The 26,414-nt window shown below is 42.7% G+C and carries 27 protein-coding genes; 12 read left to right on the top strand and 15 right to left on the bottom strand.

Annotated features, from left to right (window positions below; all coding sequences use genetic code 11):
- Positions 1-112 precede the first annotated feature (112 nt).
- Together CDC37_RS06340 and truB are read left to right on the top strand one after the other, a co-directional pair.
- Positions 113-1,243 (top strand): CO2 hydration protein, encoded by a 1,131-nt coding sequence (locus CDC37_RS06340; protein WP_096620999.1) that lies wholly within the window; start codon positions 113-115, stop codon positions 1,241-1,243.
- A 162-nt stretch (positions 1,244-1,405) separates the two neighbouring features.
- A complete protein-coding gene (gene truB / locus CDC37_RS06335; RefSeq protein WP_096620998.1) occupies positions 1,406-2,272 on the top strand; it encodes a tRNA pseudouridine(55) synthase TruB in 867 nt (288 codons plus the stop codon).
- Between the two features lie 526 nt (positions 2,273-2,798).
- On the opposite strand, the gene CDC37_RS25135 is transcribed toward truB, so the two are convergent.
- The 3 genes from CDC37_RS25135 to CDC37_RS06315 all read right to left on the bottom strand — a co-directional run bounded on the left by CDC37_RS25135 (position 2,799) and on the right by CDC37_RS06315 (position 5,800).
- Positions 2,799-2,939: a hypothetical protein gene (locus CDC37_RS25135; RefSeq protein WP_330220844.1), complete on the bottom strand. Its 141-nt coding sequence runs from the start codon at positions 2,937-2,939 to the stop codon at positions 2,799-2,801.
- 224 nt (positions 2,940-3,163) lie between these two features.
- Positions 3,164-5,335 (bottom strand): hypothetical protein, encoded by a 2,172-nt coding sequence (locus tag CDC37_RS06320; protein ID WP_096620996.1) that lies wholly within the window; start codon positions 5,333-5,335, stop codon positions 3,164-3,166.
- Positions 5,336-5,572: 237 nt separating this feature from the next.
- Entirely contained in the window at positions 5,573-5,800 is a 228-nt protein-coding gene (locus CDC37_RS06315; RefSeq protein WP_096620995.1) for a hypothetical protein, read from the bottom strand.
- A gap of 141 nt (positions 5,801-5,941) precedes the next feature.
- Here CDC37_RS06315 and CDC37_RS06310 point away from each other — a divergent pair, with 141 nt between their 5' ends.
- Positions 5,942-7,288, top strand: a complete 1,347-nt coding sequence (locus CDC37_RS06310) for a proton extrusion protein PcxA (RefSeq protein WP_096620994.1) — start codon at positions 5,942-5,944, stop codon at positions 7,286-7,288.
- A gap of 20 nt (positions 7,289-7,308) precedes the next feature.
- On the opposite strand, the gene CDC37_RS06305 is transcribed toward CDC37_RS06310, so the two are convergent.
- From CDC37_RS06305 to CDC37_RS06290, 4 genes are all read right to left on the bottom strand, one after another.
- The gene (locus CDC37_RS06305) at positions 7,309-7,518 is read right to left on the bottom strand and encodes an Imm1 family immunity protein (protein ID WP_096620993.1); all 210 of its coding nucleotides are present in this window, start codon (positions 7,516-7,518) and stop codon (positions 7,309-7,311) included.
- A gap of 196 nt (positions 7,519-7,714) precedes the next feature.
- Positions 7,715-8,209 (bottom strand): bleomycin hydrolase, encoded by a 495-nt coding sequence (locus CDC37_RS06300; RefSeq protein WP_096620992.1) that lies wholly within the window; start codon positions 8,207-8,209, stop codon positions 7,715-7,717.
- A 116-nt stretch (positions 8,210-8,325) separates the two neighbouring features.
- Entirely contained in the window at positions 8,326-8,859 is a 534-nt protein-coding gene (locus CDC37_RS06295) for a bleomycin hydrolase (RefSeq protein WP_096620991.1), read from the bottom strand.
- Between the two features lie 489 nt (positions 8,860-9,348).
- Positions 9,349-9,912: a phosphoribosyltransferase gene (locus tag CDC37_RS06290; protein WP_096620990.1), complete on the bottom strand. Its 564-nt coding sequence runs from the start codon at positions 9,910-9,912 to the stop codon at positions 9,349-9,351.
- 67 nt (positions 9,913-9,979) lie between these two features.
- Here CDC37_RS06290 and CDC37_RS06285 point away from each other — a divergent pair, with 67 nt between their 5' ends.
- The 4 genes from CDC37_RS06285 to CDC37_RS06270 all read left to right on the top strand — a co-directional run bounded on the left by CDC37_RS06285 (position 9,980) and on the right by CDC37_RS06270 (position 13,579).
- A complete protein-coding gene (locus CDC37_RS06285; protein ID WP_096620989.1) occupies positions 9,980-11,428 on the top strand; it encodes an MFS transporter in 1,449 nt (482 codons plus the stop codon).
- 97 nt (positions 11,429-11,525) lie between these two features.
- Complete coding sequence (locus tag CDC37_RS06280) at positions 11,526-12,119, top strand: methyltransferase domain-containing protein (protein WP_096620988.1); 594 nt, start codon at positions 11,526-11,528, stop codon at positions 12,117-12,119.
- Between the two features lie 102 nt (positions 12,120-12,221).
- The gene (locus CDC37_RS06275; protein WP_096620987.1) at positions 12,222-12,908 is read left to right on the top strand and encodes a HEAT repeat domain-containing protein; all 687 of its coding nucleotides are present in this window, start codon (positions 12,222-12,224) and stop codon (positions 12,906-12,908) included.
- A gap of 134 nt (positions 12,909-13,042) precedes the next feature.
- The gene (locus tag CDC37_RS06270) at positions 13,043-13,579 is read left to right on the top strand and encodes a phycobiliprotein lyase (RefSeq protein ID WP_096625960.1); all 537 of its coding nucleotides are present in this window, start codon (positions 13,043-13,045) and stop codon (positions 13,577-13,579) included.
- A gap of 119 nt (positions 13,580-13,698) precedes the next feature.
- On the opposite strand, the gene CDC37_RS06265 is transcribed toward CDC37_RS06270, so the two are convergent.
- Positions 13,699-15,183 carry a site-2 protease family protein gene (locus tag CDC37_RS06265; protein ID WP_096620986.1) on the bottom strand — a complete coding sequence of 495 codons (1,485 nt, stop codon included), beginning with the start codon at positions 15,181-15,183 and terminating at the stop codon, positions 13,699-13,701.
- A 179-nt stretch (positions 15,184-15,362) separates the two neighbouring features.
- On the opposite strand from CDC37_RS06265, the gene CDC37_RS06260 reads away from it, so the two are divergent.
- The gene (locus tag CDC37_RS06260) at positions 15,363-16,022 is read left to right on the top strand and encodes an MBL fold metallo-hydrolase (RefSeq protein WP_096620985.1); all 660 of its coding nucleotides are present in this window, start codon (positions 15,363-15,365) and stop codon (positions 16,020-16,022) included.
- A 73-nt stretch (positions 16,023-16,095) separates the two neighbouring features.
- Here CDC37_RS06260 and ctpA read toward each other — a convergent pair whose 3' ends face one another.
- From ctpA to CDC37_RS25715, 5 genes are all read right to left on the bottom strand, one after another.
- The gene (gene ctpA / locus CDC37_RS06255; protein ID WP_096620984.1) at positions 16,096-17,340 is read right to left on the bottom strand and encodes a carboxyl-terminal processing protease CtpA; all 1,245 of its coding nucleotides are present in this window, start codon (positions 17,338-17,340) and stop codon (positions 16,096-16,098) included.
- Positions 17,341-17,753: 413 nt separating this feature from the next.
- A complete protein-coding gene (locus tag CDC37_RS06250; protein ID WP_096620983.1) occupies positions 17,754-18,779 on the bottom strand; it encodes a glucokinase in 1,026 nt (341 codons plus the stop codon).
- A 166-nt stretch (positions 18,780-18,945) separates the two neighbouring features.
- Entirely contained in the window at positions 18,946-19,617 is a 672-nt protein-coding gene (locus CDC37_RS06245; protein WP_096620982.1) for a histidine phosphatase family protein, read from the bottom strand.
- 193 nt (positions 19,618-19,810) lie between these two features.
- On the bottom strand, positions 19,811-20,290 hold the full coding sequence (locus tag CDC37_RS25720) for a bile acid:sodium symporter family protein (RefSeq protein ID WP_442861066.1): 480 nt from the start codon (positions 20,288-20,290) through the stop codon (positions 19,811-19,813).
- Positions 20,269-20,724, bottom strand: coding sequence for a bile acid:sodium symporter family protein (locus CDC37_RS25715; RefSeq protein WP_442861065.1), 456 nt, complete (start codon positions 20,722-20,724; stop codon positions 20,269-20,271). Before CDC37_RS25715 ends, CDC37_RS25720 begins: the two co-directional genes overlap by 22 nt.
- A 419-nt stretch (positions 20,725-21,143) precedes the next feature.
- Between CDC37_RS25715 and CDC37_RS06235 the strand changes: the two genes are divergently transcribed.
- On the top strand, positions 21,144-21,392 hold the full coding sequence (locus CDC37_RS06235; RefSeq protein ID WP_330220833.1) for a hypothetical protein: 249 nt from the start codon (positions 21,144-21,146) through the stop codon (positions 21,390-21,392).
- A gap of 94 nt (positions 21,393-21,486) precedes the next feature.
- On the opposite strand, the gene CDC37_RS06230 is transcribed toward CDC37_RS06235, so the two are convergent.
- Complete coding sequence (locus tag CDC37_RS06230; protein ID WP_231943234.1) at positions 21,487-21,975, bottom strand: GNAT family N-acetyltransferase; 489 nt, start codon at positions 21,973-21,975, stop codon at positions 21,487-21,489.
- A gap of 444 nt (positions 21,976-22,419) precedes the next feature.
- Here CDC37_RS06230 and CDC37_RS06225 point away from each other — a divergent pair, with 444 nt between their 5' ends.
- Together CDC37_RS06225 and CDC37_RS06220 are read left to right on the top strand one after the other, a co-directional pair.
- Positions 22,420-22,737 carry a DUF2605 domain-containing protein gene (locus tag CDC37_RS06225; protein ID WP_096620980.1) on the top strand — a complete coding sequence of 106 codons (318 nt, stop codon included), beginning with the start codon at positions 22,420-22,422 and terminating at the stop codon, positions 22,735-22,737.
- Between the two features lie 285 nt (positions 22,738-23,022).
- Positions 23,023-23,334, top strand: coding sequence for a DUF2973 domain-containing protein (locus tag CDC37_RS06220; protein ID WP_096620979.1), 312 nt, complete (start codon positions 23,023-23,025; stop codon positions 23,332-23,334).
- Positions 23,335-23,518: 184 nt separating this feature from the next.
- Here CDC37_RS06220 and CDC37_RS06215 read toward each other — a convergent pair whose 3' ends face one another.
- Entirely contained in the window at positions 23,519-25,837 is a 2,319-nt protein-coding gene (locus CDC37_RS06215) for an amylo-alpha-1,6-glucosidase (protein ID WP_096620978.1), read from the bottom strand.
- Between the two features lie 358 nt (positions 25,838-26,195).
- Between CDC37_RS06215 and CDC37_RS06210 the strand changes: the two genes are divergently transcribed.
- The gene (locus CDC37_RS06210) at positions 26,196-26,405 is read left to right on the top strand and encodes a hypothetical protein (protein ID WP_096620977.1); all 210 of its coding nucleotides are present in this window, start codon (positions 26,196-26,198) and stop codon (positions 26,403-26,405) included.
- Positions 26,406-26,414: the final 9 nt, after the last annotated feature.

Below are 26,414 nucleotides of genomic sequence, written 5' to 3'. Positions count from 1 at the left end.
GCAAGCAACGTAATTCGTAATAGCCTGCGGCAACGCTCCGCGTACGTAATACCCGCTATGCGGGAAGCGAACTACTTAATTTGTGTAAAATCTAAAATCCAAAATCCTGAAAATGCCGACTACAAAAGGAAAACCCAAACAACATCCCCTTGCTGAGTTTGTCAACCGTTTGCAATCTGGTGGTGCATTGTTACCTGATTCACCAGAAAACGTGACGGAAGTGGTTGGTATTCTCTACAGCTATGGGGTGGTTTTAGATGCTTATTCTCGCAACCTGATTTATATCGCGGAAAATCAGTTTTTAGTTTTTTTCCCATTTTTCAAGTATTTTAATGGGGAGTTTAGCTTTTCCAAATTATTACGCCATTGGCAACATGATCGCATTAACTTTGAGTATGCCGAATACTGTATGAAAGCCATGTTTTGGCATGGTGGAGGGGGACTAGATAGCTATTTGGATACCAAGGAATTTTGCGATCGCGCGAATCAAGTTATTGCTGCTAAATTCCGTAATAACCCTCTAGTTCTGGGATTAAATCAGTTATTTCCTAATTTCCTCTTGGAACAATTACGTGTATCCTGCTACTACAGTGGTCTTGGCCAGTTTTGGCGGGTTATGGCTGATATTTTCCTCGAATTATCCCAACTCTATGACCAGGGTAAAATCAAATCCATCCCCGCAGTTGTTGACCACATCAAAGCAGGTTTAGTTAAGGACGCAAATCGTCCCATTACCTACACCGTCAAAATCCGTAACCAAAATTACGACATCATCCCCAAATCCCTCGGATTAACCTTCCTCCCCGATACTGCTGTTCCCTACGTCGAAGCCGTCTTTTTTAGAGGTACACCCTTCCCCGGAACCGTATCCTACAATGCCCAAGCCTATCAAATCCCCCCCGACCAAACCCGCTTCCAGTATGGCGCACTCTATGCAGACCCTCTACCCATCGGTGGTGCAGGTATTCCCCCCACCCTCCTGATGCAGGATATGCGTCATTTTTTACCAGAATACCTACACGCCATCTATCGTCAAACTCCCAGGGGAGAAGATGATTTGCGGGTACAAATTTGTATGAGCTTCCAAAAATCCATGTTTTGCGTCACCACCGCCGCGATTCTCGGATTAATGCCCCACCCCATCGATACTCAAAATCCCCAGGAAAAAACAGCTAACGAAATATACCTACAAAAATGGTTGGATCGGTTGGAAAATTCCCGTCTATTGGCCGTAAATCCGTGATGGTTGGTGTAGAGACGCGATATATCGCGTCTCTACAATTAAATTCCGCGTGGGAACCCAATTTGGGAGGCTCTGCCTCCCATTCTGTATTTTTAGTCTAATCTACAGTCAAAATTTAAAGTGAATTCGACGGATTAAAATAACCCCTCTCCAATCCTCTCCATGAATGGCTTTATCAATCTCAATAAACCCGTTAATTGGACTTCCCACGATTGTGTGGCGAAGGTGCGCAAAATTCTCCGAACTAAAAAAGTCGGTCATGGGGGAACCCTTGACCCAGCTGCGACGGGGGTGTTACCAATTGCGGTGGGGAAGGCAACTCGATTGTTACAATATTTACCAGGTGATAAAGCCTATTTGGGAACCATTCGCTTTGGTGTACAAACAACGACGGATGATTTAGAGGGGGATGTGATTGCTTCCCAATCCTGTGGGGATTTAAGTTTGTCACAAATTGAATCATTGATAGGTAATTTTATTGGTGATATTAGGCAAATTCCTCCCAGTTATAGTGCCATTCAGGTGGATGGGAAAAGATTGTACGAACTAGCTCGTAAGGGTGAAATTGTCGAAGTACCTGGGAGAAATGTCCAAGTATTTACCATTGATATTTTAGATTGGCGGAGTGGGGAATATCCGGAACTAGATATACATATATCCTGTGGTGCGGGAACCTATATTCGAGCGATCGCTCGTGATTTGGGTTATGCTTGTGGTCAGGTCGCGACTCTAGCAAAGTTACAACGCACCGTTAGTAGTGGTTTTCATCTGGCTGATAGTATTACTCTGGAGGATTTACAGACCCAGGTGGATGCTGGAAATTTTCAACCTTTACCTGCGGACTTTCCCTTACAATACCTACCCTCGATTCACCTTGACCCCGATTTCGCCATCAAGTGGTGTCATGGTCAAAAAATTCCCTACGAAACGCAAACTGAAGGGTTGTTGCGAGTTTATGAAAAGCATGATTTTTTGGGAATCGCGCGGGTGGAAGCTGGTTTGTTAATCCCGAAGATGGTATTTGTTTGATGTTACAGGGTAAGAAATAGCTGAAAGTATTACTATACAATGATTACAAGCTTATCAAATAGATTTGGTATCATGACCATCGACACCAGTCGTCAAATCGCTGAAATGCCTATTATTTCGTTGGGTGGTGTCGATTACTTGCTGTGTAAGGGTTTGAGGCTCGTCTATTGCGCTATTTTTCATAACATGTATAATGTTTTTCAGAGATGTGTCGATTTGGGCGCTGAAACCCTTACCGGGCAAGGCTCCCTAGACGAACTCCCTACCGATTGGGTTAAATCGGATTAGTTGGAAACGATTTCACGGATAATGAGTAGGCGAACTGCATAATTGCACCCTACCGATTGGGTTAAATTGGATTAGTTGGAAACCCCTCCATAATTGAAGGTTAAAAATCAGAAAATTTGACGTTGTGTAGAGACGTAGCATCGCTACGTCTCTACGAGGATTGTGGTTTCAATACAAAATTTAAATAATCATAATTCATACCCAAATTCAGCAACGCCGAAAATTTAAACGTTGTGCATCAGATGACTATTAGGATTAATGGCTCGATCTTTGCTTGAACTTCCTCTAAAATACTTTCTGCTACCGACTCAACAAACTTAACACCACGGGCTTTCCAATCCAAGCAGTTGATTTGATCGACAAGAATTACCCCTTGAATCTGTTTGTGTCTAAAAAGTCGTTGTCATCTGCGTTTTGAAGAGATAAGTATATACAAAGTATCTACATGCCTACACCATAACTTATCAGGGCTTGCTAGTAAAGACGCGACATATTGGGTCTCTATATCTTGTCAGCTTCCTTGGGTTAAAACAGACGCGACATAGACGCGACATAGACGCGACATGTCGCGTCTCTTAGATATCCTTTTTAAACCTCCAATCTCTAGGATTCAAATCCAATTGTGGAACCAATACAAGCGTGTACCAAGGGACTCAAAGGACCTAGTTGTTCCTGTCCATTGACGGCAAGTTCACTGTGGCATAAATATACACGCTCTTGAACACGGGCTAGTAAATCGGTGATAATTGTTTGTACCCGTAAACTTTCGGTACGGGCTTCGTCTTCTGTTGTCCAAGGGTTTCCCAGACGGTGTTGCAGGAAGAAAGGTGCGCCGAATAGGGTGGCTGCTCCTCCTTTTGCCCAGAGGGGGGAGCCGACATCTAACCAATAGTGCCAGCGATGGACGCGACGCTGGGAACGGTATTGAAATATACTTGCTAAGGTAATGGCTTTGGCGTTGCGTCCGATGGGGTTGACTGGGTAGGGGTTAGCGGTGATTGTCCCTCGTCGCAGGAGTTGGATAAATTCGCTAAGGGTGGAGTCGTTGCGGATGTTCTCGCTGGGTGAATACTGACGCAGGCGGGTATCAATTTCCCAGTAGTGTTGGGCAGTTTCCAGGAGTTCTCGCAGTGCGGCTAATTGTTGGTAGGGTAGGTTGCTACCATTCCAGAGAAAATCTTGTATGGCTCGATCGAGTAGGAATATGGGATTGAGGAGGGTTTTATGGGCGTATTGTTGCCGTTGGTTGTCAATCCATGCCAGGATGGCATTATAGGTGGTGGTGGCGGCATATCCTAGTCTATCCCAACGCTCGAAACTGGTAATTGGTAATAACCGGGGGGTGTCGGGATGGGGTTGGAAGCAGTTGTCGGCGATGAGTCCGGCTCGAACTGGGTCTATTCCCGGTTTGGGCTTGGGTTCGGATGTATCGGCAATTTCGGAATCAACAATATCTTTCGATACATTACTTAAAACTACTAACATTTCCGCCACGGCATCGCGGTCAATTAACCTACCTAAACCGGGGTATACCAGAGCTAGGAGGGTGAGTAATCCCCGGATGGTGGGATTGGCTATCAGGGGACGTTGGTCGTTGATGGGTTGAACGGGGATGTTTTGTTTGGCGAGAATTTCCATCAGGGTATAACGGGCGATCGCATCTAAACCGGGGGCGATAATGGCGATTTCCACGGGTGCGATCGCTCCGGATTTGATGTGGTGGATGATGTGTTCGGCGGTTTCCCGTAATAATTGTGACCTGGATGTGGTTTGAATTGATTGGATGTTGTCTGGTAGGGTGGATAGGGTCATACCATCACTGAGGAGTTCTAGGATGGAGGAGGTCAGTGGTGGGCTGAGGGAGGAAAATGGTTGTGGGGTGAGGATTTCAACTTGACAGTCGGCTGCTAGTTCTTCCAGGTAATCGGGGTCTGCTCCCAATCCCCAGCGAATATTAGAATCGGGGTTATATGTAAATATACTGGGTTTACCAGTTTGTAAAAATGCTGTAAATAGGGAACGGGCGATCGCGGGATAATCTCCCACATCATCGGCTACCAATCCCTGGTACCTTTGCAGTAGCCGTTGTTGATATTCGGGGTGGGGTAAAAGGTGATGTCGATACAAACCGCAAATAATCCCGTAGGTCAAAAAACCCCGTTGTAAACACCAATTTTGCCAATCCTGGAGCAATGTTGACAATAATTCCGGTGGGATAAATTTAACCGTTCCCTCCCTGGGAAGAGCTTGCTCCATAATCTCACCAATTTGCTCGGATTCTACTCCAGCTAAAGCAGCCAGCTGTAAAATATCTAGAATACGTCGTACCAAGCGATATTCATTTACCCCAACTTCACGAATCATGGTTTCATTCAAGTGTGTCCGCCATAATTTCGTTGCGAGTTCCTGTTCTGTCTCCGGTCGCAACCTCACCGGAAATTGTCCCTTGAGGTGCAACTCCTGCAATAATAAAGGCCAAAACAAAATCACCTCATCCTGAAAAAAACCCAAAGCCGTTTTCACCCGGATTGGGAATCGACCTTGGGTAGCGATCGCAATTCTATCTGCTAACACCCGACGATTGTCATCATTCGCTGCTAGCACCAATATTCCCTTTTCATTGGCATATAAATTACCTTGATGACCATAATTACTTGAATATAATGGTTCACGGTGTCGAGAATATTTATTTGTCCAGTCGCAAATTATTTCCACCAATCGGGTAGTTTTTCCACTGCGACTTGGACCTGTAATCCACAGCGAATTAGCAATCACAAATCAACTCCTCAATAATTTGTTAGGATAACCAGTACGTATTTTTGATGGAGAAAAACACCTAATTATGTTGGATAGTTAACAAATAATTTCTCAATATAGGAATCATATTTTTTTTCAAAAAAGCAAAAACTAAGTACAACTCTGTTTCTGATATCTTGTTCCCTACCGACGCAAGTCATTACAAGATTCAAACTGTATTTTCAGGAAGTCAGGACTTACGCAATCACTACGCAATTACGTCATTGCGACCAAAGGTAGACGCGAAGCGACTTCTTGCAAAGTGGCAATCTCAAAGTCTTGTTTGATCGTCACCAGTGCGTAACCTGGATTTCTCACGAGTAAGTTGTAAGCCTTGAGTAACGGATTGATTTTCCTTCTACGGACTATCCCCATGAGTTTTAGGGTTTTGTGAGAAATGCGGGGTAAGTCCCAGAAGTAAGTGATGAGACTTGAGTCATCCATGAATTTCCCTTACACTTCCTACCTACAAATCCCTACTCCCTAAAAGTTTTAGGGATTTGCTCCCAATGCCGATGCAAATCGGATACCAATAATATCCGCATCCAAAACCCCAGTATCCAAATCCAAAATTTGTTGGCTGTAATGAGTAACCTAAGTCTGTGGCAACGTACTTATAATTATCTGGTTTTATTATACAAATGGTATTTGCGTACACCAGAACGTTCTTTGGAAACAGCTTATCAAGCTGCTCTCTCCATTAAAAAGATAGAAGAAGAATACTTTAATGGTGGTATCATCACAACTTATTCATCCCAATATAGTAGTTTAGATAATTATTTTACAACCGAATTAAATAAACAATTAAAAATAGTCAGAATGCGGTTGACTGAGTTTAATTCTAGTCGCACTTTTTTGCGGGAATCAGACTATAATCGCGCACCAAAGTATGGAGTTACTCTGCTAAGTTCTACAGTGATTCTAGAAAAGTTACAGTTTATCGATTCCGTCATCGGTAAATATATAAACTACGATGATAATCTCGCATCCGTTTCCATTCCCACAAATTCACCCCAACCATCTAGTAACATTGTATCATCAAATCCTCAAACAGATGAAAGTCCCATACCAAATCAGTCTAAAAGCTTACAGTATCTAGCTAGACGCAATAAAGGTGGTGAAAATCGCAGTAAAGCCAATACAACCGGAATTCTTCCCCGTTCTATTTTAAGCACAGTGTCACGGATTCAAGTTGAACTCGATCCGGATGCGGAAAAAGATGTTTTACAAAACTTTCGCAAAGCTCAACGTAGAACTATTATTTCCGTTAGATTTATCCTGCTGTTAATTATTATTCCGGTGTTAACCCATCAGTTATCGAAAGCATTTGTCATCGGTCCAATCGTCAATTATTTCCATCCAGTTACAACCAGTAATGCATTTATCAATAACGAAATGGAGGAAAAAGCATTTGCAGAATTAGCCCAGTATGAAGAACATCTCCGTTTCCAAGCGATGATTGGTAATGCACCAGTCCTATCGGAAAGCGAAAGGGAAGAAAAACTGCAAGCCAAAGCCAAGGAAATCGCCTATGCATTTAGTCGTGAAAGTTCTAATGCAATCAAAAACGTATTTGCAGATATTTGTTCAATGATTGCCTTAGTAATTTTCCTATTATCAAGTCAACCACAAATAGCTGTTCTCAAAGACTTTTTTGACCACGTAGTCTACGGACTCAGTGACAGCGCGAAAGCATTTATTATTATTCTGTTTACCGATATTTTCGTCGGTTTCCACTCTCCCCACGGTTGGGAAGTAATCCTCGAAGGAATTTCCCGACACTGGGGATTACCTGCTAATCATGAATTTATTTTCTTGTTTATTGCCACTTTCCCAGTGATTTTAGATACTATTTTTAAATACTGGATTTTCCGCTATCTCAACCGTGTTTCTCCCTCTGCGGTTGCAACCTATCGAAATATGAATGAATAGAATATAAGTCGATTATTAAATCAAACAGATGCTAACAGCTTATCTTCTTCCCAGGTTAACAAATCATCGAGTTTCCCTGCTTCTGTAAACATTCTCGCTGCTAGTAAACAGTGCAATAAATCTACACACTGATTAGCTGGATAATTTCCCTTTTGTCCACCAGCGACTAATGTATCGATTTGTTGTGATTTGGCTGAATCAGCAATTCTCAAAAACAAAAAAATTTCCATCCTTTACAACCGACAAGGATGAAAAGCCAATGATAAGATGTACCAATAACATGACCACCAATCTGGAAGCTAAGTGGATCGTACCGACCGTTAAACTCAAAACTTCAATTCAACAATCAGCACCATCCCCTTAGCAAATGTAATTATCTAGTCAAACTACATAACTACAAGATTTTATAACTACCGCAACAACTAACTAGGAAAGGGAGTTAATTGCGTAGTCGAGGAGAGCGCGGAACTCCAGCAGCGCTTGGGGAGACATATCACGAGGAGCGCAAGCGCGATCGCGGGTAAATTGTAAACCAGCTACGTAGGGAGCGGTAGGAAGATTTAAACTCCGGTACACTTCCCGCGCACCAGCAATTCCCCACTCATCCAATGGACCAGTACCACCAACAATTAAGCAGTATTGAATCAAACGTAGGTAGTGTTTGAAATCACGCAAGCATTTGTCTTTTTTCGCTTGGTTTTCGCCAGCTTCCCCTTCGTTATTTAAGTAGGAATATTTCTTAAAGCAAGCATCAAAAGCTTCTTTTGCAACAGCATCAATACCATTGGCAAGTTTTTCTGCTGCTTCTAAACGAGCATTTGCACGTTGGATCGAACCTTGTACTGATTCTAAATCAGAGGTGCTAGGAAAACGACCAGCAGCATCTGCGGCTGCTACTACAGTGGTGATAACGGATTTCATTTTCTGATATCTCCAGAATCGATATTTGAAAGGGATTTCAATTTCAGTCAGCTACAAGGTGTAAACAGGAAGTAATTCTGTCAACACACTTCGTCTTGTGGATAGTTACAAATCAACTAGCTTAAAGCCGCAATTACACGGTCAAAGTAGCTGGCACATTCAGCCGCAAGAGCAGAGCAGTCACCTTGAGGTGTATCCATTTTCCGCTTGGTAGCGGTGTTGTTGATGTGAGCAACTGCACAAGCTTTCATGATTTGAACTGCACGCACAGCAGAGGTTCCTGGTACACCCAAAGCGGTGTAGGTTTCTTTTAACCCGTTCAAACAACGGTCATCCAATACTGATGCATCACCAGCTAACAGAGCGTAGCAAACGTAGCGGAGGATGATTTCACCATCACGCAAACAAGCAGCCATGCGACGGGTGGGGTAGCAGTTACCACCAGCTTGTACTAAACCTTGGTTTTCGCAAATCATTCCCGAAACAGAGTCGGAAACGATACAGCTAGCATTACTAGCTACGCAGTTCACAGCATCCAAGCGTTTGTTACCTTCAGCAACGAAGCTCTTGAGTGCAGCCAACTCAGAACCACCGATGCAAGAGGTTTTGGTGTCTGCTGTGATTACAGCTCTGGAAAATGCGTCAAGCATTTTTATCTCCTTGAGTATTCACAAAAACAAATGGCGGATATTTTTCACTGAGTTCTTGAAACTGTTTTCAAGTAACCCATGTTAGAAAACATAGGCGAAGGGGGGGGCCGTCGTCTTCTCTATGAGAAAGAAAGTAATAATCTGTAATATTTCGGGGTTTGCTGGGGATAAATGAATATAAAACAATACAGGTGTATTTGTCTGGGATTCTGTTGCGTAATGCCATCAGGGGTAGAGAGGAATCGTTGGGTCGTCTCTACAGGATATTGTGTCTAAACTACATGGGGGAATGATTTGACCTATGAAATTGATGTGTTGGATGTTTAAAACCTCTTATAGAGACGCGATGTATTTATCAGAGACGCGATGTATCGCGTCTCTACGTGTTGACATCATGTTGCCATCATTTTCGTTACAAGACTTAATCTTTGGCAGAACAATTCTCATGTACTGTGCAAAAAAATGACGGTAGGGCAGTACCTAGTATTATCAGTAATTACGGCTGACTTCGTACTGCGATCGCGCCATTTCTAAATTGTCATCCAGGGCGTATTTGGCGGCTAAATCGGCCGGATTAGTCATTTCATAGGGTTCAAAAGGTTGATGAATCCACGGATTATCATGTAAATAATCCACATAGTAATCTGGTTCAATTACGGAACAAGATTTATACCAAATAACAGCAGAACGAATATCTTCAATCGGGGATTCGCTATACTGATGTAACCAGGGGATGGTTTCTTGGAGAGTGATACCAGAATCGACTAAATCATCTACTAGGAGAATTTTTGAGCCGAGATGAGTCGATGTCATGGTCAGATGTTTGGCGAATTTTAAATTACCTCTTTCTTGCTTGCCTGCACCACTGTAAGATGATGTAGCGAGAATTGCCAAGGGCTGGTGGTAAATACGCGAGAGAATATCGCCAATCCGCAGTCCCCCCCGTGCAAGACAGACAATTTGGTTGAATTGCCACCCAGATGCGTAAATCCGAGCGGCCAACTTTTCAATTTTTTGATGATAATCTGACCAAGAAACGTATAGGTCTGCCATAGCGGATTGTTTGATGGGTAGTAAGCGTGAGTACCAAAGTTATTATTGTATCTGAGCTTGAAGTAGTATGAATGATTTACCATCAGATATTCATCAACAGGGTGTCAACACAAGGGATAAACTCAGTTTTTGGTTAAAGTTAGCCTATGGTGCAGGGGATTTAGGACCAGCCATGACTGCGAATATTTCCAGTTTCTTTTTAATGGTTTTTTTTACCAATGTGGCGGGAATCCCTCCGGCTTTAGCTGGTAGCATTTTGATGGTGGGGAAAATTTGGGATGCGGTCAATGATCCAATGGTGGGTGTACTTACGGATAGAACCCAATCAAAACGATGGGGACGACGTTTACCGTGGTTGTTGTATGGAGCAGTTCCCTTTGGAATTACATTCGTATTGCAATGGATTGTACCGCAATTTAGTACCAATCCCAAGATCAATATTTGGGGTTTATTTATGTACTATATTGTGATTGGATTGATTTCCCAGGTATTTTATACCGTTGTCAATTTACCCTATACAGCGATGACACCGGAATTGACCCAGGATTATGACGAGCGTACTAGCTTAAATAGCTTTCGGTTTGCCTTTTCCATTGGTGGTAGCATTGTTTCCCTGATATTGGCACAGGTAATTTTCAGCCTAATTGCCAATCGCCAATCCCAGTATGTTATTTTAGCGGTGGTGTGTGGAATAATTGCCACCCTCTCCCTACTTTGGTGCGTGTATGGAACCCGCGATCGCATTTTGGCTTTTGAAGCTCAACGCACCCAAAATCATGATACAACGGCGGAAATTCCCATCATCGATCAATTTAAAATCGCCTTTCGCAATCGTCCTTTTTTATTTGTGATTGGTATTTACCTATTTTCCTGGTTAGCATTACAAATTACCGCCAGTATCCTACCCTATTTTATCGTCAACTGCATGGAACTACGGGAAGCCGATGTCCCAACGGTACTAATTGGGGTACAGGGAACAGCCCTATGCATGTTATTTATCTGGGGAATTTTCAGTCAAAAAGTTGGCAAAAAAATCGTTTATTTTCTAGGGATGATGCTGTGGATGATTGCCGCAGTTGGGTTATATTTTTTACGACCAGGACAAATTGGTTTCATGTATGTATTAGCCGTATTAGCCGGTGCAGGTGTATCCACAGCCTATTTAGTACCCTGGTCAATGATGCCTGACATAATTGAATTAGATGAGTTGCAAACCGGACAACGAAGGGAGGGCATTTTTTACGGATTTATGGTACTGTTACAAAAATTTGGTTTAGCCTTCGGTTTATTTCTAGTCGGTTTAGTCCTAGAAGCATCTGGATTCCAGGAAAGAATCCCCGGAAGTCCCACCATACCTGTTCAGCCAGAATCAGCCCTGCAAGCAATTCGTACCGTTGTTGGTCCGATTCCAGTTATCCTCCTAATCGCTGGTTGCGTGTTAACCTACTTTTACCCAATCACTAGGGAAATGCACGCAGAAATCATGATGAAATTGGCACAAAAGAAAACAGGTTGAGAAGTGAGTAATTGTCATGGAGGGAGTATTTCGTTAGCCTCCCATTCCCCAGGAAAAAAGCATTACAAATTATGAATTACAAATTACGAATTATTTGATGCTAGACTCAAAAGACTGGAATCAACGCTATTTAGAGGGAAAAACCGGGTGGGACATCGGTCAAGCAGCACCTCCATTTACCAGTTTGCTGCAATCGGATCAACGACCTGCACCTGGGAAGGTTGCGGTGTTGGGTTGTGGTCGTGGTTATGATGCTTTGTTGTTTGCAGAATTTGGTTTTGAGGTGATTGGCTTTGATTTTGCCGAAACAGCTATCGAGTCAGCAGTTCATCTTGCTCAGACTCATCAAAATCAAGCCCAATTCCAACAACGTGATATTTTTGATTTACCCGGAGAATTTAGCAATTACTTTGATTACGTCGTCGAACATACTTGTTTTTGTGCCATTTTACCCCCACAACGGGGTGAGTATGTCAAGGTAGTGAAATCAATCTTAAAACCCCAAGGAAAATTAATCGGGTTATTCTTTACCCACAATCGTCCGGGTGGTCCCCCATTTGGTTCTACACCAGCAGAAATTCAAACCCTATTCACCATCGATTTTCGCATTCTCAGTTTTGAACCCGTCACCAACTCCATCCCCCAACGTCGAGGGGAAGAGCATTTAGGGATATTCCAACGACTTGATTAAATATTCGGCTTTCCTCCCTTGGTAAACAGTGCCACTAAAATCGCCAGAGGACTTAAGATGTAGATATATGAAAATGCGAATTCCAAATGCACTGAAAACCGAATGGCAATTCCCAGCTTAGAAGAACTTTCCACCCAACTAGAAAGCCCCAATCTGCGCGATCGCATGGTGGCTTTGGCTGCATTGCGAGATGTCCCGGCTGAAGATGCTTTACCTTTAATCAAGAAGGTACTGTACGACGAATCCCTGCAAATCCGAGCAATGGCAGTATTTGCTCTGGGAATCAAGCAAACCAATGAATCCTATCCGATTCTCGTCAATATCCTGGAATCAGACCCTGATTATAGTATTCGTGCGGATGCAGCAGGTGCTTTAGGATACTTGGAGGATAACCGTGCCTTTGAAGTCTTGAACCGAGCATTTTACGAGGATACAAGCTGGTTAGTCCGGTTTAGTGCCGCAGTCGCTTTAGGTAATATTAAAGACCCTCGTGCCCGTGAAGCCCTATTGAGTGCCTTAGATAGCAGCGAAGTCGTAATTCAACAAGCTGCGATCGCTGCTTTAGGGGAAATTCGCGATTTGAGTTCTGTGGACGCAATTTTAAGGTTTGCGCAGTCGGAGGATTGGTTAGTCAGACAAAGATTAGCCGAAGCATTAGGTAATTTACCGACACCGAAAAGTGTCTCTGCACTGAAATTTCTTGCTAAAGATAGCCATCACCACGTGTCCGAATCCGCTCGCATCTCCCTACAGCGACTAGCTGATTCCGGGTATCAGGTGGAGGAATAGGGAAACTATTCCCCGATTTCCCGTAGAGACGACCCGACGTTGTAGAGACGACCCGACGTTGTAGAGACGACCCGACGGGTCGTCTCTACTGCCCAAAAAATATGGTAATTTTTGAAAAACGACTGATTAAAAATATGAATATTGAAAAATTCTTTGACTTGAGTACAGGTAAATGGTTTGCTCACCGAACCAAACATGAATTAACAACTCAAAAGTCCATCGAGTCAAAATCAGAAATTGTGATTGATCGCTTGGATGGTGCTCATGCTGAGGTGTTGAGTTTATGTGAAACCCATAATATCCAACCAAGTCAGGGTTTGTTGGCGTTGAAACTAACATGGAACGATACAACCCGACTCAATCAAAAAAATGTTGGCTCCATGATTATGGTTGCTGTTCCGACTTTGGATCTAGTGAATGCGGGAAAAATCCTATTTAGCAATCAATCCCAAATCGGTGAGTATAAATTAGGTGAAGATCAAGCTTTAACATTAACCTTGACAGCAGAGCAAATCGTCTCTGAAGAAAGATTATGGTTTGCCAGTGATAACTTGCGGATGCGGGTAAGCACCCTCAAACATGCAAATAGGGTGATGAATACAGCATTTACCTCAGAAATTCGCATGGGAGTACCACCAAAAACGCGATCGCAGGTAGCAGAATCGACGTAGAGACGCAATATATTGCGTCTCAGATTCTAGATGTATTGCCAAATATATCGCGTCTCAGATTCTAGATGCATTGCCAAATATTTTTTCTGCAAATACTTCAGCTAAAAACCTGACTTCTCTTAAATATTTAACAATCTCGCTAAAGGAGTAGGTAGGGGTAGAACAATCGCAATTAATAACGCCATAGCCAGTAAACCCAAGGTATCACGTCGATTATCCAGTTCGGTGACATCATTGAGTGCAGGTTCATCCAAAAGGGGGAAAAACAACAGAATAATTGCCCAAATAAAATACTCCCGTTGTACTAAAGACAGTAAAAGTAATAAAAATCGCGTGATTTGGCCAATAATAATTGCATTACGTTGTCCAAACATAGCGTGGATAATGTGTCCCCCATCCAATTGACCTACGGGCATTAAATTTAATGCTGTAATAATTAATCCCAGTAATCCGGCGATCGCCACTGGATGGAGATTGAGTCCGTTACCCGCGACTAATTGGTTCCCCCACACTGATTTGGCAATCAGGGCAAACAGTAGAGAATTTCTGGGATTAAAGGCATTAAAATCAAAAATTGGTGATCTATCACCCAAGGTGACAATTTGCGAATTGGATAAACCCCAAATCAGAAATGGTAAAGTGGCTATCAAACCAACAATTGGTCCAGCAAAGCTGACATCAAACAACGCTTTACGATTGGGGAAAGGACTACGCATTTGAATGAAAGCGCCAAAAGTACCCAGGAAAAAGGGAATGGGAATAAAATAGGGCAGAGTGGAACGAATCCGATAACGTTTTGCCGTTAGATAGTGTCCCATTTCATGGCAACCAAGAATCACCATCAGGGAAATGGCGTAGGGTAAACCCAATAACCAATTATCAGGATTCCGTTGTAGTTGTTCCGCACTCACATTGGCAAATCTTAACCCCACAAAAGCTGTGGTAATTAGGGTGATACCTAATAGACCCAAAGCCAAAGGTATATTTGTTAACTTTTGGGAGCTATCACCATAGGATTTAGCCAGTATGGTATTGGGAACTAAAGCGAAAAAAGGCTTGCCATTTAAATCTTCCTGCAACATCACCACAAAGCGATCGCCAAATTGTTCCCTCACATTCTCCTGTATACGTTGATATGCAGCATCGGGTTGACCACGTAACTGTCCGCGACAAATAATTGCCTGGGGACGGTACTCAATATCCTGCAAATAAAATACCGACCAGGGGAAACAATTGCGTAATTGAGTTTCCTCTCCTGCGCTAATAGGTCGTACCGGAGGCGAAGTTTCTGGGGTAGGATTAACATCAGTGCCCGATGCGATCGCCTGTGATGCTACCTGTGTATCAGACAGTGATCGCCGTCCCAACTGAAACAAAAACCAGTACAAAATGGGGCAAATAATTAATGACCAGAGCATCACACCTAAAGCACGAGGAGGTAGCTGATTGGTTTGATACACACTGGCCATCACAGTCCAGAAAATCAACGGCAACATCAAAACCAACCATAATAACCAAACAGGGGTTTTGGTGACTCGCCCTACAGTTCGCTGCACCAGCAGATAAGTAAATATACTTAATATCAGGAGAAACAAAAATTCCATTTTATCTTCACAAATTTTAAATCATGTCGTTCGGACTTAATATTGTCGCCAAGCTCCACAAATACAAAAACACGAACAACATTTATCGCTGACATTTAGCCTGGGAATTTAAAATCCCACTCCACAACTTCCTCGCCCCTCAATACTTTAATTTTAACTAACCCGATTCAGTTTCTCCCATGTGCCCTTTAAATTCAGAACCGACCCATACACAAAAGCCACCACGGCTGGTGTTAGATACGATTTTTGCATTTCCTCCCAATCGGGACACACTTGGAGGGACAGCTTACCTTATTGTAGGAAAAGAAGGCAATATCTTGATCGACTGTCCAGCTTTAGATGTAAATCTTTTCAATTTTTTGCAGTCCCAGGGAGGAATAAGGTACTTATTTATTACCCATCGTAGCGCGATCGCTCAAACTGCTAAACTACAGGCGGAACTTTCCTGTGAGGTGGTCATCCAAGAGCAGGAAGCATACCTACTTCCAGACATCCCAGTCACCACTTTTGGTTCCGAATTAACTCTAACCCCTCAAATTAAAGTGATTTGGACACCCGGACATACCCCCGGCTCATCCTGTTTATATTACAGCGAATTGGGCGGAGTATTGTTTAGTGGTAGACATCTTCTCCCTGACCCAAACGGTCAACTATTACCAATACGAACAGCCAAAACCTTTCATTGGCGACGACAAATTAATAGCCTACATGCATTACGCCAGCAATTTAATGAAACAACATTAAAATATATTTGTCCAGGTGCAAACACCGGATTTCTACGCTCACAACGGGTTATCGACAACGCCTACCAGAAATTGATCGATATTGATATTGCGTAGAGACGACCCGACGGGTCGTCTCTACATACGTCGGGTCGTCTCTACATACGTCGGGTCATTCCTCGGGGGTATTCTAAACCGCACCCAGCATCACACGGTTTTTCGTCAACATTTCCACTGCTGCTTGATATTGGGGGTCATCTGCGGTTGCGATTTGCTCCCGTGTTAGCAGTCCTGACCCCACTTCCTTATCTGGTTGGATACCTAATTTATGGATGTCGTGGTGTAGGGGTGTTTCGTATTTCGCGATTGTCACAGCTAAACCGGAACCGTCGGAAAGTTCAAATAAAGACTGAATTAAACCCTTACCAAAGGTTTTCTCACCCACTAATTGAGCGCGTCCGTTTTCCTTCAAAGCACCAGCGAGAATTTCACTTGCACTCGCAGTACCTTGATTTACCAAGACAACTAATGGATCATCCGTTAAAGCTGGACCAAAAGCTTCAAAACTACCTTGAATTCCCTGACGGTTGACTGTGTAGACAATTGTACCGGAATCTAGCCATAGTCGGGCAATTTCCACCCCCGCTTGGAGAAGTCCACCGGGATTATTGCGTAAATCGAGAATATAGGCATCTGCACCTTGTTGCTCTAAATTAGAAATAGCATGGGCTAATTCCATTGGTGCATTGGCGTTAAATTGGGTCAGACGAATATAACCGATGGATTTACCACCCTGACCTGGTTGCAACTGAGCAATTACAGGATTGACAGCAATGCGATCGCGAACTAATTGTACATCCCGCTCATCCTCACCTTCCCGTGCGATTCGCAAGGTGACAGTCGAACCAATTGGACCGCGCATTTTTGCCGCAGCTTCATCTAAGGTTAACTCATCGGTGGCAAAACCTTCAATTTTGACAATGCGATCGCGGGATAAAATACCAGCTTTTTCAGCCGGTGAACCGTGAATGGGAGCGACAACTTCTAGTTTACCTGTTTGGGGATTTAAACCAATTTGTAATCCCACCCCAGTTAGTTCACCGGATGTATTAACCTGTAGACTCCGATATTGCTCCGGATTCAAAAACCGCGTAAAGGGGTCATCCAGAGTCTTTAACATCTTCTGAATCGCCACGTATGCACTTTCCTGATTCTTGAGGGGCTTTTCCAGAATTTTCTGGCGTATCGCTGCCCAGTTTTGATGGTTAAACGTATCATCGAGGTAGGTACGATTGACAATTCGCCATACCTCTGCTACCAGCTTTTGTTCCTCTGTCAAAGCATGTGCTGGTTCAATCCAAGCTCCCAAGGTGACACACAAGACTAAAAGCAGCGATAAACCCAATCGAAAAATCTGTTTGTGCATAAACCCTATTGTTTAATTTTATTTTCAACCAGATATAGTAGGAATATTGACGATGTTCTGATAATTACAGGACTTACGCAATCACGACACAGCTACGTCATGGCGATATGAGGAAGCAATCCCAAGTCTTGTTTTATCGTCATCAGTGCGTAAGTCCTAAATTAATACTAATTCTTTAATTATGACCAAATCTCAGCAGAATGGAAACTACTAGTACAGGTTGGCTGAAATAAACCGAGTATTAACTTTTTATCTAGTGACCATGCTCCGCGTGGGAGCGAGGGGAAAGGTAGGTGTATTTACGCCGCGCGGTACTAGTGGTTTGTCAAAATAGAGTGTAAATGATGGATATATTTATTTATAATTTAAATGCGGACAGGATACCCGCACCACCACCATCCATCAAAAAAAAGTTGACAGTACTAGAGTCGAGATGCACAAATTGCAGCCCCAATTAACCCTACCTGTTGGTTTAAAATCATATGGACGGGTATTTCCTCCAGCAGGCTGCGCATTCGTCCTTTTTGGGTAAAAGCAATCATAAAGCTGCTTTTTTGCATCAGGGGTAAAATTTTTGGCGCAATTCCCCCAGCAATGTATAATCCTCCATAGGGAAGTAATTTGAGGGCTAAATTCCCCGCTTCGGCTCCATAGGCTTCCACAAAGATTTGCATTGCCTTTTCACACAAGCGATCGCTTCCTGCTAGGGCTGCTTGACCGATGATTGCACCTGGATCGATGCTTTTTTCCGATTGTCCGGCTTGTTGTTCCCAATTCCTGATGGCTTGACCAATTTCTGGTGATTCTGTGACAATTTTGCGATCGCGTAAAAATTGATAAATCGATACTATCCCCTGTCCAGATACTACCCGCTCGACTGAAACCCTCTGAATGTCATGTTTATCTAACAAGTACTTTAATAGTTGGAATTCCAGTTCGTTCCGGGGTGCAAAGTCAGCATGACCCCCCTCGGAAGGATAAACGTAATAATATTCACCCTGTTTAATTAAAAATCCCTGTCCTAATCCCGTACCTGCGCCAATAATGGCAATGGGTGCATCTAATTTGGGTTCTCCTGCTTGCAAAGTATGAATATCACTGCTTTCTAAACCCAAAATCCCGTATCCAACAGCCGCAAAGTCATTAATTAAAGTTACTTGGGGAATGTTTAATTCGGTTTGTAAACGTTCTGTTTCTAGAAACCACACCAAATTGGTGAGTTTGGCAGTATTATTCACAACTGGACCTGCAATCCCAAAACAGGCTTTTTGGGGATGGTCGCAACTAGTTTGACTTAAAAAGTCTTGAACCATCGGTACCAAATCAACAAAATCGGCACTACGATATACCTGTTCATGGATATTTTTTAGCAGTGGCATTTGGGATGCGTCCACTAGACGCAAAATCGTTTTTGTACCACCAATATCTCCAGCTAATAAAACAGTCATGGGATTTTAGATTTTAGATTTTAGATTTTGGATTAGTTAATCTGAGTTCGGAATCAGTTCAAATGACCATGCTAACCTTGACTGCAACCCCTAGTATCTTGTGGAAAGAACATCAAATTGCCTTAAACAGAACTGACGTTAGGGTTAGACCTGGATTGATCAAGATTTAATGTAACCGTACTACTTCTTCCACTCGATCCAGATGGGAAGTATCCCCTTTCAGTTCAATTTCCCATTCCGTAGGTTTGGCTGGAGTTTTCAAGCAGCTATTACGTACTAACTTAAATAAGGCACATAAACGAATTTTTTCACCCGTGTCAGCTGCTTCCCCAGCTAAACCCATTGCTGCACCCTGAACTGATGCACCATGAGCAACAAATAAAATATTCTCTGGAGCAAATTCTGTGACTAAACAGCGAGCAGTCTGTCCCGAACGAGCTCGCACCTGTTCACGAGTTTCGGGATATTTGGCTGCAATCCGAGGTGTATAACTTGCATCAATTCGCGGATAAAGTTCGACCAACTCGTCAAGGGGATGACGTTCGGGTTCTTCGTCCATCCAATCAGGATTTAACCACTCGCTCAAACCGGTTTCTAAGTATATGGGTAAATTTAAAACTTCAGCGATCGCATTGGCAGTTTGTACTGTCCGCAAAAATGGTGATGCAAAAATATGATGGATTTTCTCGGATTTTAAATGATTTGCCAGTTGTTGTGCTTGTTCAAAGCCATCTTCTGATAAGGGTGGATCGTAACGACGTTTGGCTGTTTGAAACCAATCCGGATTGACAAAATCTAAACGGTTTGCGTGTCGAGCAATCCAGACTATTTGACTCATGTGCAGATTCCCAATGTGGATTCAGACTACAGACTGCAAATTTAATATAATCCCACAGTTTGGGTTTTTGCACGGCTCAATTGTGACAGTCGGGGGATTTTGGATTTTAGATTTTGGATTTTGGACTACTGCTTTTGCGTCTACACTATTCCCTACTTCCTGTACAGACGACCCGACGGGTCGTCTGTACTCCCTACTCACCACTTACAAACGAGTTACCAGAAAGGTGTAAATCAGCTTGTTTCCGTCCGTAATGGATGGCGGCAAAACCGGTAACATACATAAAAAGACTATAAATAGCTGCTGGAATTGCCATGTCAGGGTTATTTAACAATCCCGCCGTCACTGCGATCGCCAGTGTTCCGTTTTGAAAACCAACCTCAATGGCAATACAAATCTGCTGGGGAAGACTTAAATTCAATGCCTTTCCTAGATAAAATCCCGCCACCATTGCCAATGTATTCAGTAATACAACCCCAATTCCTACTTGAGCAATAAAGTCTGGTAAACGGCTCCATTCTCGAATAATTAAGGTTGTGATAATTACAAACAAAAAAGCGATCGCGATTTTTCCACTGACTTTTTCCAGTCTGCGCGCTAGTTCTGGAAACAGTTGCTTAATCAACATTCCCAAGGCAATTGGTAATAATGTCACCACAAATATTTGTAACATCGTCGTGCCAATTGGTAATGCGATCGCAGCGGTTTGACCGATAAAGCGGTTTGACCGATAAAATGTTGTAGCGCTAAGTTGGCAAAAATAGGGATTGTCACCACTGTAATCGCACTACTAAAGGCTGTTAGTGTCACCGACAAAGCCACATCCCCTTTGGCAAAATAAGTAATTAGATTCGAGGAAACACCCCCTGGACATAAGGCCAAAATCACCAACCCAGTAGCGATAAAATTGGGCATCGGAACTATTTTGGCGATCGCAAATCCAATTAACGGTAACAGCACTAATTGACTCCCTAACCCCACCGCTACCGCTTTCGGATATTTGACCACCCGCACAAAATCCTCTGGAATCAACGATAAACCCATTCCCAGCATGATAATCGCTAAGGCAATCGGTAAAAAAACCGCCGTGAAAAAAGATGTTTCCATGTATCTCGCTTGACATTATATTTATTTTTATTAACTGTAAATATAGCGGTATCATTGGCATTTATATTAATGGCTTACCAAATATCAAAATCTGGAGTTGATACCTGACGGGGAGCAGGGGAAGAAAGTGTATCAAAATTTGAGTGAAATGGTATGAAGGAATACCCATTGCAATTTTCTTAACAGTCCCCATGTCTTTGGGACACAAGCAAACACTCCCTAAAGAAGCCACATGTCCCGTCTCTAGCTATTCCCCATTTCCTCTGTATTCAGCGAGATAAATTCAATGGATGTTAGGCGATTCCTAGGGAAAACTGGTGCGATCGCCCACTATCCAATACAACTGTGATGCTAATTCAACTCAAATCAATATCAGCTGACACACAACATCCTACGAGAAAAATATGAAACCATCAAATTTGCGTACCAAACTTCTGACAGAAATTAATCTCATTCCTGAAGAAAAGCTGGAAGAAGTATATAATTTTATCCATTATTTTCGAGTCGGTGTCGAAGCCTCTCAAAGCACACGCGAACAGATTATGCAGTTTGCAGGCTGTTGGGACGATATGCCTAATGAACTATTTTCTGATTTCAGCGAGGAAATCACTACCCGTCGTCAACAGGCTTTTGCGGGAAGAAGAAATAATGAAACCAGCCTTAGTTGATACAAATACTGTTCCCTGTCAGTTTTCGCGTTTTATGAGAAATGCAGAATTAATACCTTTCCCTGAACAATCCAAAATCCAGAATCCAAAATCCCTAAGTCTCCCCATCATCCAAAGACTTAACCATCCACAAGGATTGAGTTTGAAACCCAAGCTTTCTATACATATCCAATGCTGGCTGATTAGATAAGAATACCTGCAAACCGATCTGATGGTCTCCACGATTCTTTGACCACTTTTGTGCAAACTCCATCAAGGCTGTACCAATTCCTTGACGACGATGGGCTGGAGCTACGTATAACAAAAATATATGGGTGTGTCTCTTACCTGTTAGTTGATCAATTGCATTCCCCATCCATAAACAACCAACCGGGGATGGAACTGGTTCTGGATTGTCCACCCAATCTACCCACCAAATGGGAGTATCTACCGATAGGTAGTAGTCAACCGTTTGCCTTAAGTGGGAAAATATTAACCCTGGAAAAATATCTTGATAAGTTTGCTGCATAAACTTTACCAGCAGCGCTCGCTCCGAAGTTGATCCGCGACGCAGATTATACCCAGGTATTAGTTGTTCGCTCAATTTCTAATTCACTCTGTTCACTGAACTCTCAAAAACACAAACAGATCAATTGTATCTGTTTGATGATGCCGACTACTTTGTCATAAAAACTACACACCCTATTTTACTTCGCCGGATTACTCCAAAATATAAAATTTTCATGGTAATTTTTGCTTACCACCAACCCCGGTTCTCTCATTTTTCATCCCAACGAAAGTTAAAATTATGAGAATTCCCTTGCATCCCCATTTCTTTTAACCCCATACTTCCCCTTCTTACCCCTAAACTTGATTATGCAAGCAATTGATAAATACCCCTACTCAAAATCTTTTTAACCTGATTATAATATTTTGTATACTCGAATACATTCTCCCCTAAATATTTGGTATCAAAACAGAAAAGTATGTTAAGATTCGTAAACAAAGTTAAAAATTATCGGATATTAAGAAGTATCCTTTTGGAAATATGCCAGATGCAAACTTACCAGAGTCAGAGTTACTGAAAAGCGTATTATCACCGTTGTTAGAGGATTTTCAGTATTGGTTTGGGCGATCGCAAAACCTATTGGAAACCGAAAGGTTAAGTTTTATGAGCGATGAAGAGCAAGCCGACCTACTAACAAGGGTAAAACAAGCGCAAGCGGAAGTAAGCACTGCGAAAATGCTATTTGCAGTTGCAGATGGAAAAGTGGGGATTGACCTAGAGACAGTAATGCCGTGGCATCGCCTTGTGCATGAGTGTTGGGGTGTAGCAATTCGCCATCGTTCCCAAACGCAAGCTTAGTTGATTGATGTTATTGATTGTGAAGGTTGGAGTAAATTCTCTTGAACAGAGGAAAATGAATCCGATAGAATGGAAATGTTAAAAGAATCTAATTTTTCCCCCTATTTGTGTTGATTGGCTCGACCCTTAGTACAGGGGATCAAAAATTTTTAAATACAAATTGAGGTTGATTGTTGTTTTTCCACAGCAGCTTTCACCAGATTAGATTACAGTTTTAGCTTTGCTGATAACTCAAAAATACCGACTAAAGACTTTAACCAACACCGCGGCTTTTGGAGGAACCCAATGCTACACCTACTTTATATATCGGCTTTTACCATATTAGCTGTCATAGCCGTAGCTAATTTGATTCGGAATTTAATCATGTTTGGTTTTGAACAGGAACCAGCGCGGACAAGGACAACACCAGGTAGCGGGTATCCAACATCGCGACGGGTTAACATACCCCACCCAGAATTACTAGACGAAATGGGAAACGTGATTCGTGAGCCGTTATTAGTGATGCGTTCGGTGAATGTGGAAGATGCACGTCAACAGTTAGATGCGTTGTATGAGTCTTCTCCCAGTTATCATAGTGAAAAACGGGAAGAAGGTTAATTAATAGAATTCGTAATTCGTAATTACCAATTAATCAATTTAATCGTTAATTTATATGGGTTTTAAGTTTTTGATTTCAATGCCAAAAATGGGTAGATCCATGATTTCAAACTCCTAGATTTATCTATGGGGTGTTAGCTGAAATTAAAAATCCAAAATCCAAAATCCAAAATCCAAAATCGGATCACGCTTCAATCACGACCCGTAAATTGCCGCGTTTTTTGGCAACACGGCAAGCGGTGGTACTACCGGAACGTTCAAATTCGAGGTCAAGAATTGTTGGTCCGACACGTAAATTGTGGATAGACAGCTGATTAATTGATTCTGGTAAGGCTGGGTCGATAATCCGTAAACAGTTATTCGGCGCATCGGGAACTAAATTCACCACCATTTGTAAAAGCTGGAAAATGCTTCCAGTAGCCCAAGCTTGAGGAGAACAAGCAACTGGGTATTGGACTGGTGCGTCCTCTCCATTGCGTTCGTAACCGCAAAATAATTCTGGGGGACGTTGATAGGGTTGGAGACTGGTCATATCGAATAAACCTTGGAACAATTCTAAAGCTTGGTCAATTAAACCGAGCGATCGCAGTCCCATCGCAATAATTGCGTTATCATGGGGCCAGACGGAGCCGATATGGTATCCCATTGGATTATAGGCAGGTGAAAGGCTACTGAGGGTGCGAATACCCCATCCGTTGAATAAATCCGGTGCCCGTAATCTTTCAGCTACACTGTAGGCCCGTTCTGGTGTAAAAATACCTAATTGCAGACAGTGACCAGGGTTAGAAGTAATACTATCTACCTGATTGCCATCACCATCAAGAGCTAAAGCGCAAAAATCCTGGTCTTCCATCCAAAAATCGCGGTTAAACCTGGTTTTTAGCTGACGAGCTTCATCTTGCCAACGGTCAGCCAAGTCTATGCGCTTTTTCATCCTGGCAATTTCTGCTAAACGCAACTTCGCTGTGTAAACGTATGCCTGCACTTCACATAAACTAATAGGACCAGTTGCTAACTCACCCTTGCGATTAACGATACAGTCTCCCGAATCCTTCCAGCCTTGGTTGGCTAACCCTAACTTTGATTTTCGATGATAGGAGAGATAACCTGTATCCTTCATGTTGCGGTCAATCCAATCCATCGCCGAACAGGCATTATCCCACAGTTGTTCCAGGGTTTCACTATCATGGGTCCAGGCATAATAATTGGCATATAGCATTAACCACAAAGGAGTGGCATCCACTGTCCCGTAGTAGGGAGTATGGGGTATCTCTTTACACCGAGCCAATTCCCCTAAGCGAATTTCGTGGAGGATTTTTCCCGGTTCCTCCTCTCGCCACTCGTCGTAATTTTTACCTTGATAGGCAGCGAGTAAAAATAGGGTTTCCTTACCGATTTGTGGGTTTAACATCAGGGTTTGGGAGGCGGTAATTAATGCATCCCGACCAAACAGAGTGGAAAACCAAGGTACACCAGCAGATACGGTTTTGCGCTTACCAAAGGATTGCCGTAGCAAATACATATCCTGTTCTGCGCGTTCGATAATCCGGTTGAAAATACTTTTATCCGCGCGAATCCGGGTAATTTGTTGCACCCAGTGTTGCTCCTCCATCGATTCTGCGGCTTTTGCTTGGGAGAGGGTAGTTGCTGCACTGACGGTAGAACTGGGTTTATTATTGGTTAACAAATTGATGCGATAACCGAGTTTTTGGGTTTCATGGGAAGCTAATTCCAACCGCCAAATTGCCGTGTATCCTTTAAAACAATCCGGTTGACGGTGCTGAAATTGAATCCGTGATTCCATTACCATCCCATCTAATCCTTGGTAGGCAAGAATTAGTTGCTTATCAACTTCATTATCCGGAGGATGGGTATGTAGGTATAACCCGTCATGACCGTGACCGTCCCCATTACCGTTTTGTTCCAATAGGGGTTCTAAATTTAAGGATGGTTCAATCGCTCGCAGTAAGCGTCCCCGTTGACTCCGTTCGTGTCCCCGCACCTCGAATAAATCGGCAAAATCCCCATCAAAGCTAATTGTAATTTCAAAACTAACGGTAGTTGTACTATAGTTAGATATTTCTAATTCTTCAAATAGAGCGCCATTGAGGACTAATTCGCGACGAATTCCCACCGTATCTGCTCGTAAACGGTCTTCAACCCGAGGATTAGTACACAAAACGGATAAAGCAAAACCTCGGTCTGCGGTACTGCTAAGTAATACTGGTGAGTGTCCGTCGATTTGCAATTCGAGGCGATTGAGAAAGCGGGTATCCGAACAAAATAAACCCAAGCTGGGATTGCCGTTATCGAGGGAACATCCAGCAATATTACCTAATGTATCCGTGACTAAAAATAAATCATCATCTTTGATCGTCAGGGTCGGTTGGGGTTTTTCACTGATGACACAAGGCCATTCAGGAATAGGTAGTTGCTCTGCGGGAACGAAGGTTTTGCCATCTAGGATAATTTTTTCCGGTGTCATTTTTATTTCCGGTGTCATCAGTTAATTTTCGGTTTACAGGTCTAGTTTTCGTGGATGTGAACGTGTCAGCAGGAAATAATGACACGATTAATTATCAATTTTCCCATTGTCTAATATCTCTTAGATTGGGGCAGAATCGATATTTACACCAGCAAATTTCCATGTAGACAAGCTACAAAGAGATGGTGATTGGTGGGATTGTAGAGGAATTACGCGCAATGCGATCGCATGTGATATTAATTTTTCCAAGCTTGTGTATTAAACATCACAATTAATTGCCTAAAAGTGAAATCAACAAGTATAAATCCCCCTTCCCTGGAACAAGCCGTTCATCGCGCGTCTGTGTTATTTTCACACAGAACTAAAATAAACTGACATGGATTTTGAAGATAGTCGGCTATTAAGCAAAAACCCGATATTGATTAATATCGGGTGCAACCAATTTGGGAATAATTTTTCTTTTCCTCAAGGAAAGACGCAACATTGTCGCTTTGATATGGGGGAGTGGGAAAAAATCATTTTGGAGTTGATACCTGATGGGGAGCTTTCGCATACAGGGGAAGATAATGCATCAAAATTGGAGTGAAATGGTATT

The organism is Calothrix sp. NIES-3974, from assembly GCF_002368395.1.
In the GTDB taxonomy this organism is placed as follows: Bacteria; Cyanobacteriota; Cyanobacteriia; order Cyanobacteriales; family Nostocaceae; genus NIES-3974.
Note: the sequence above shows the minus strand (reverse complement) of the source record. Positions and strands in the feature narration are given on the sequence as shown.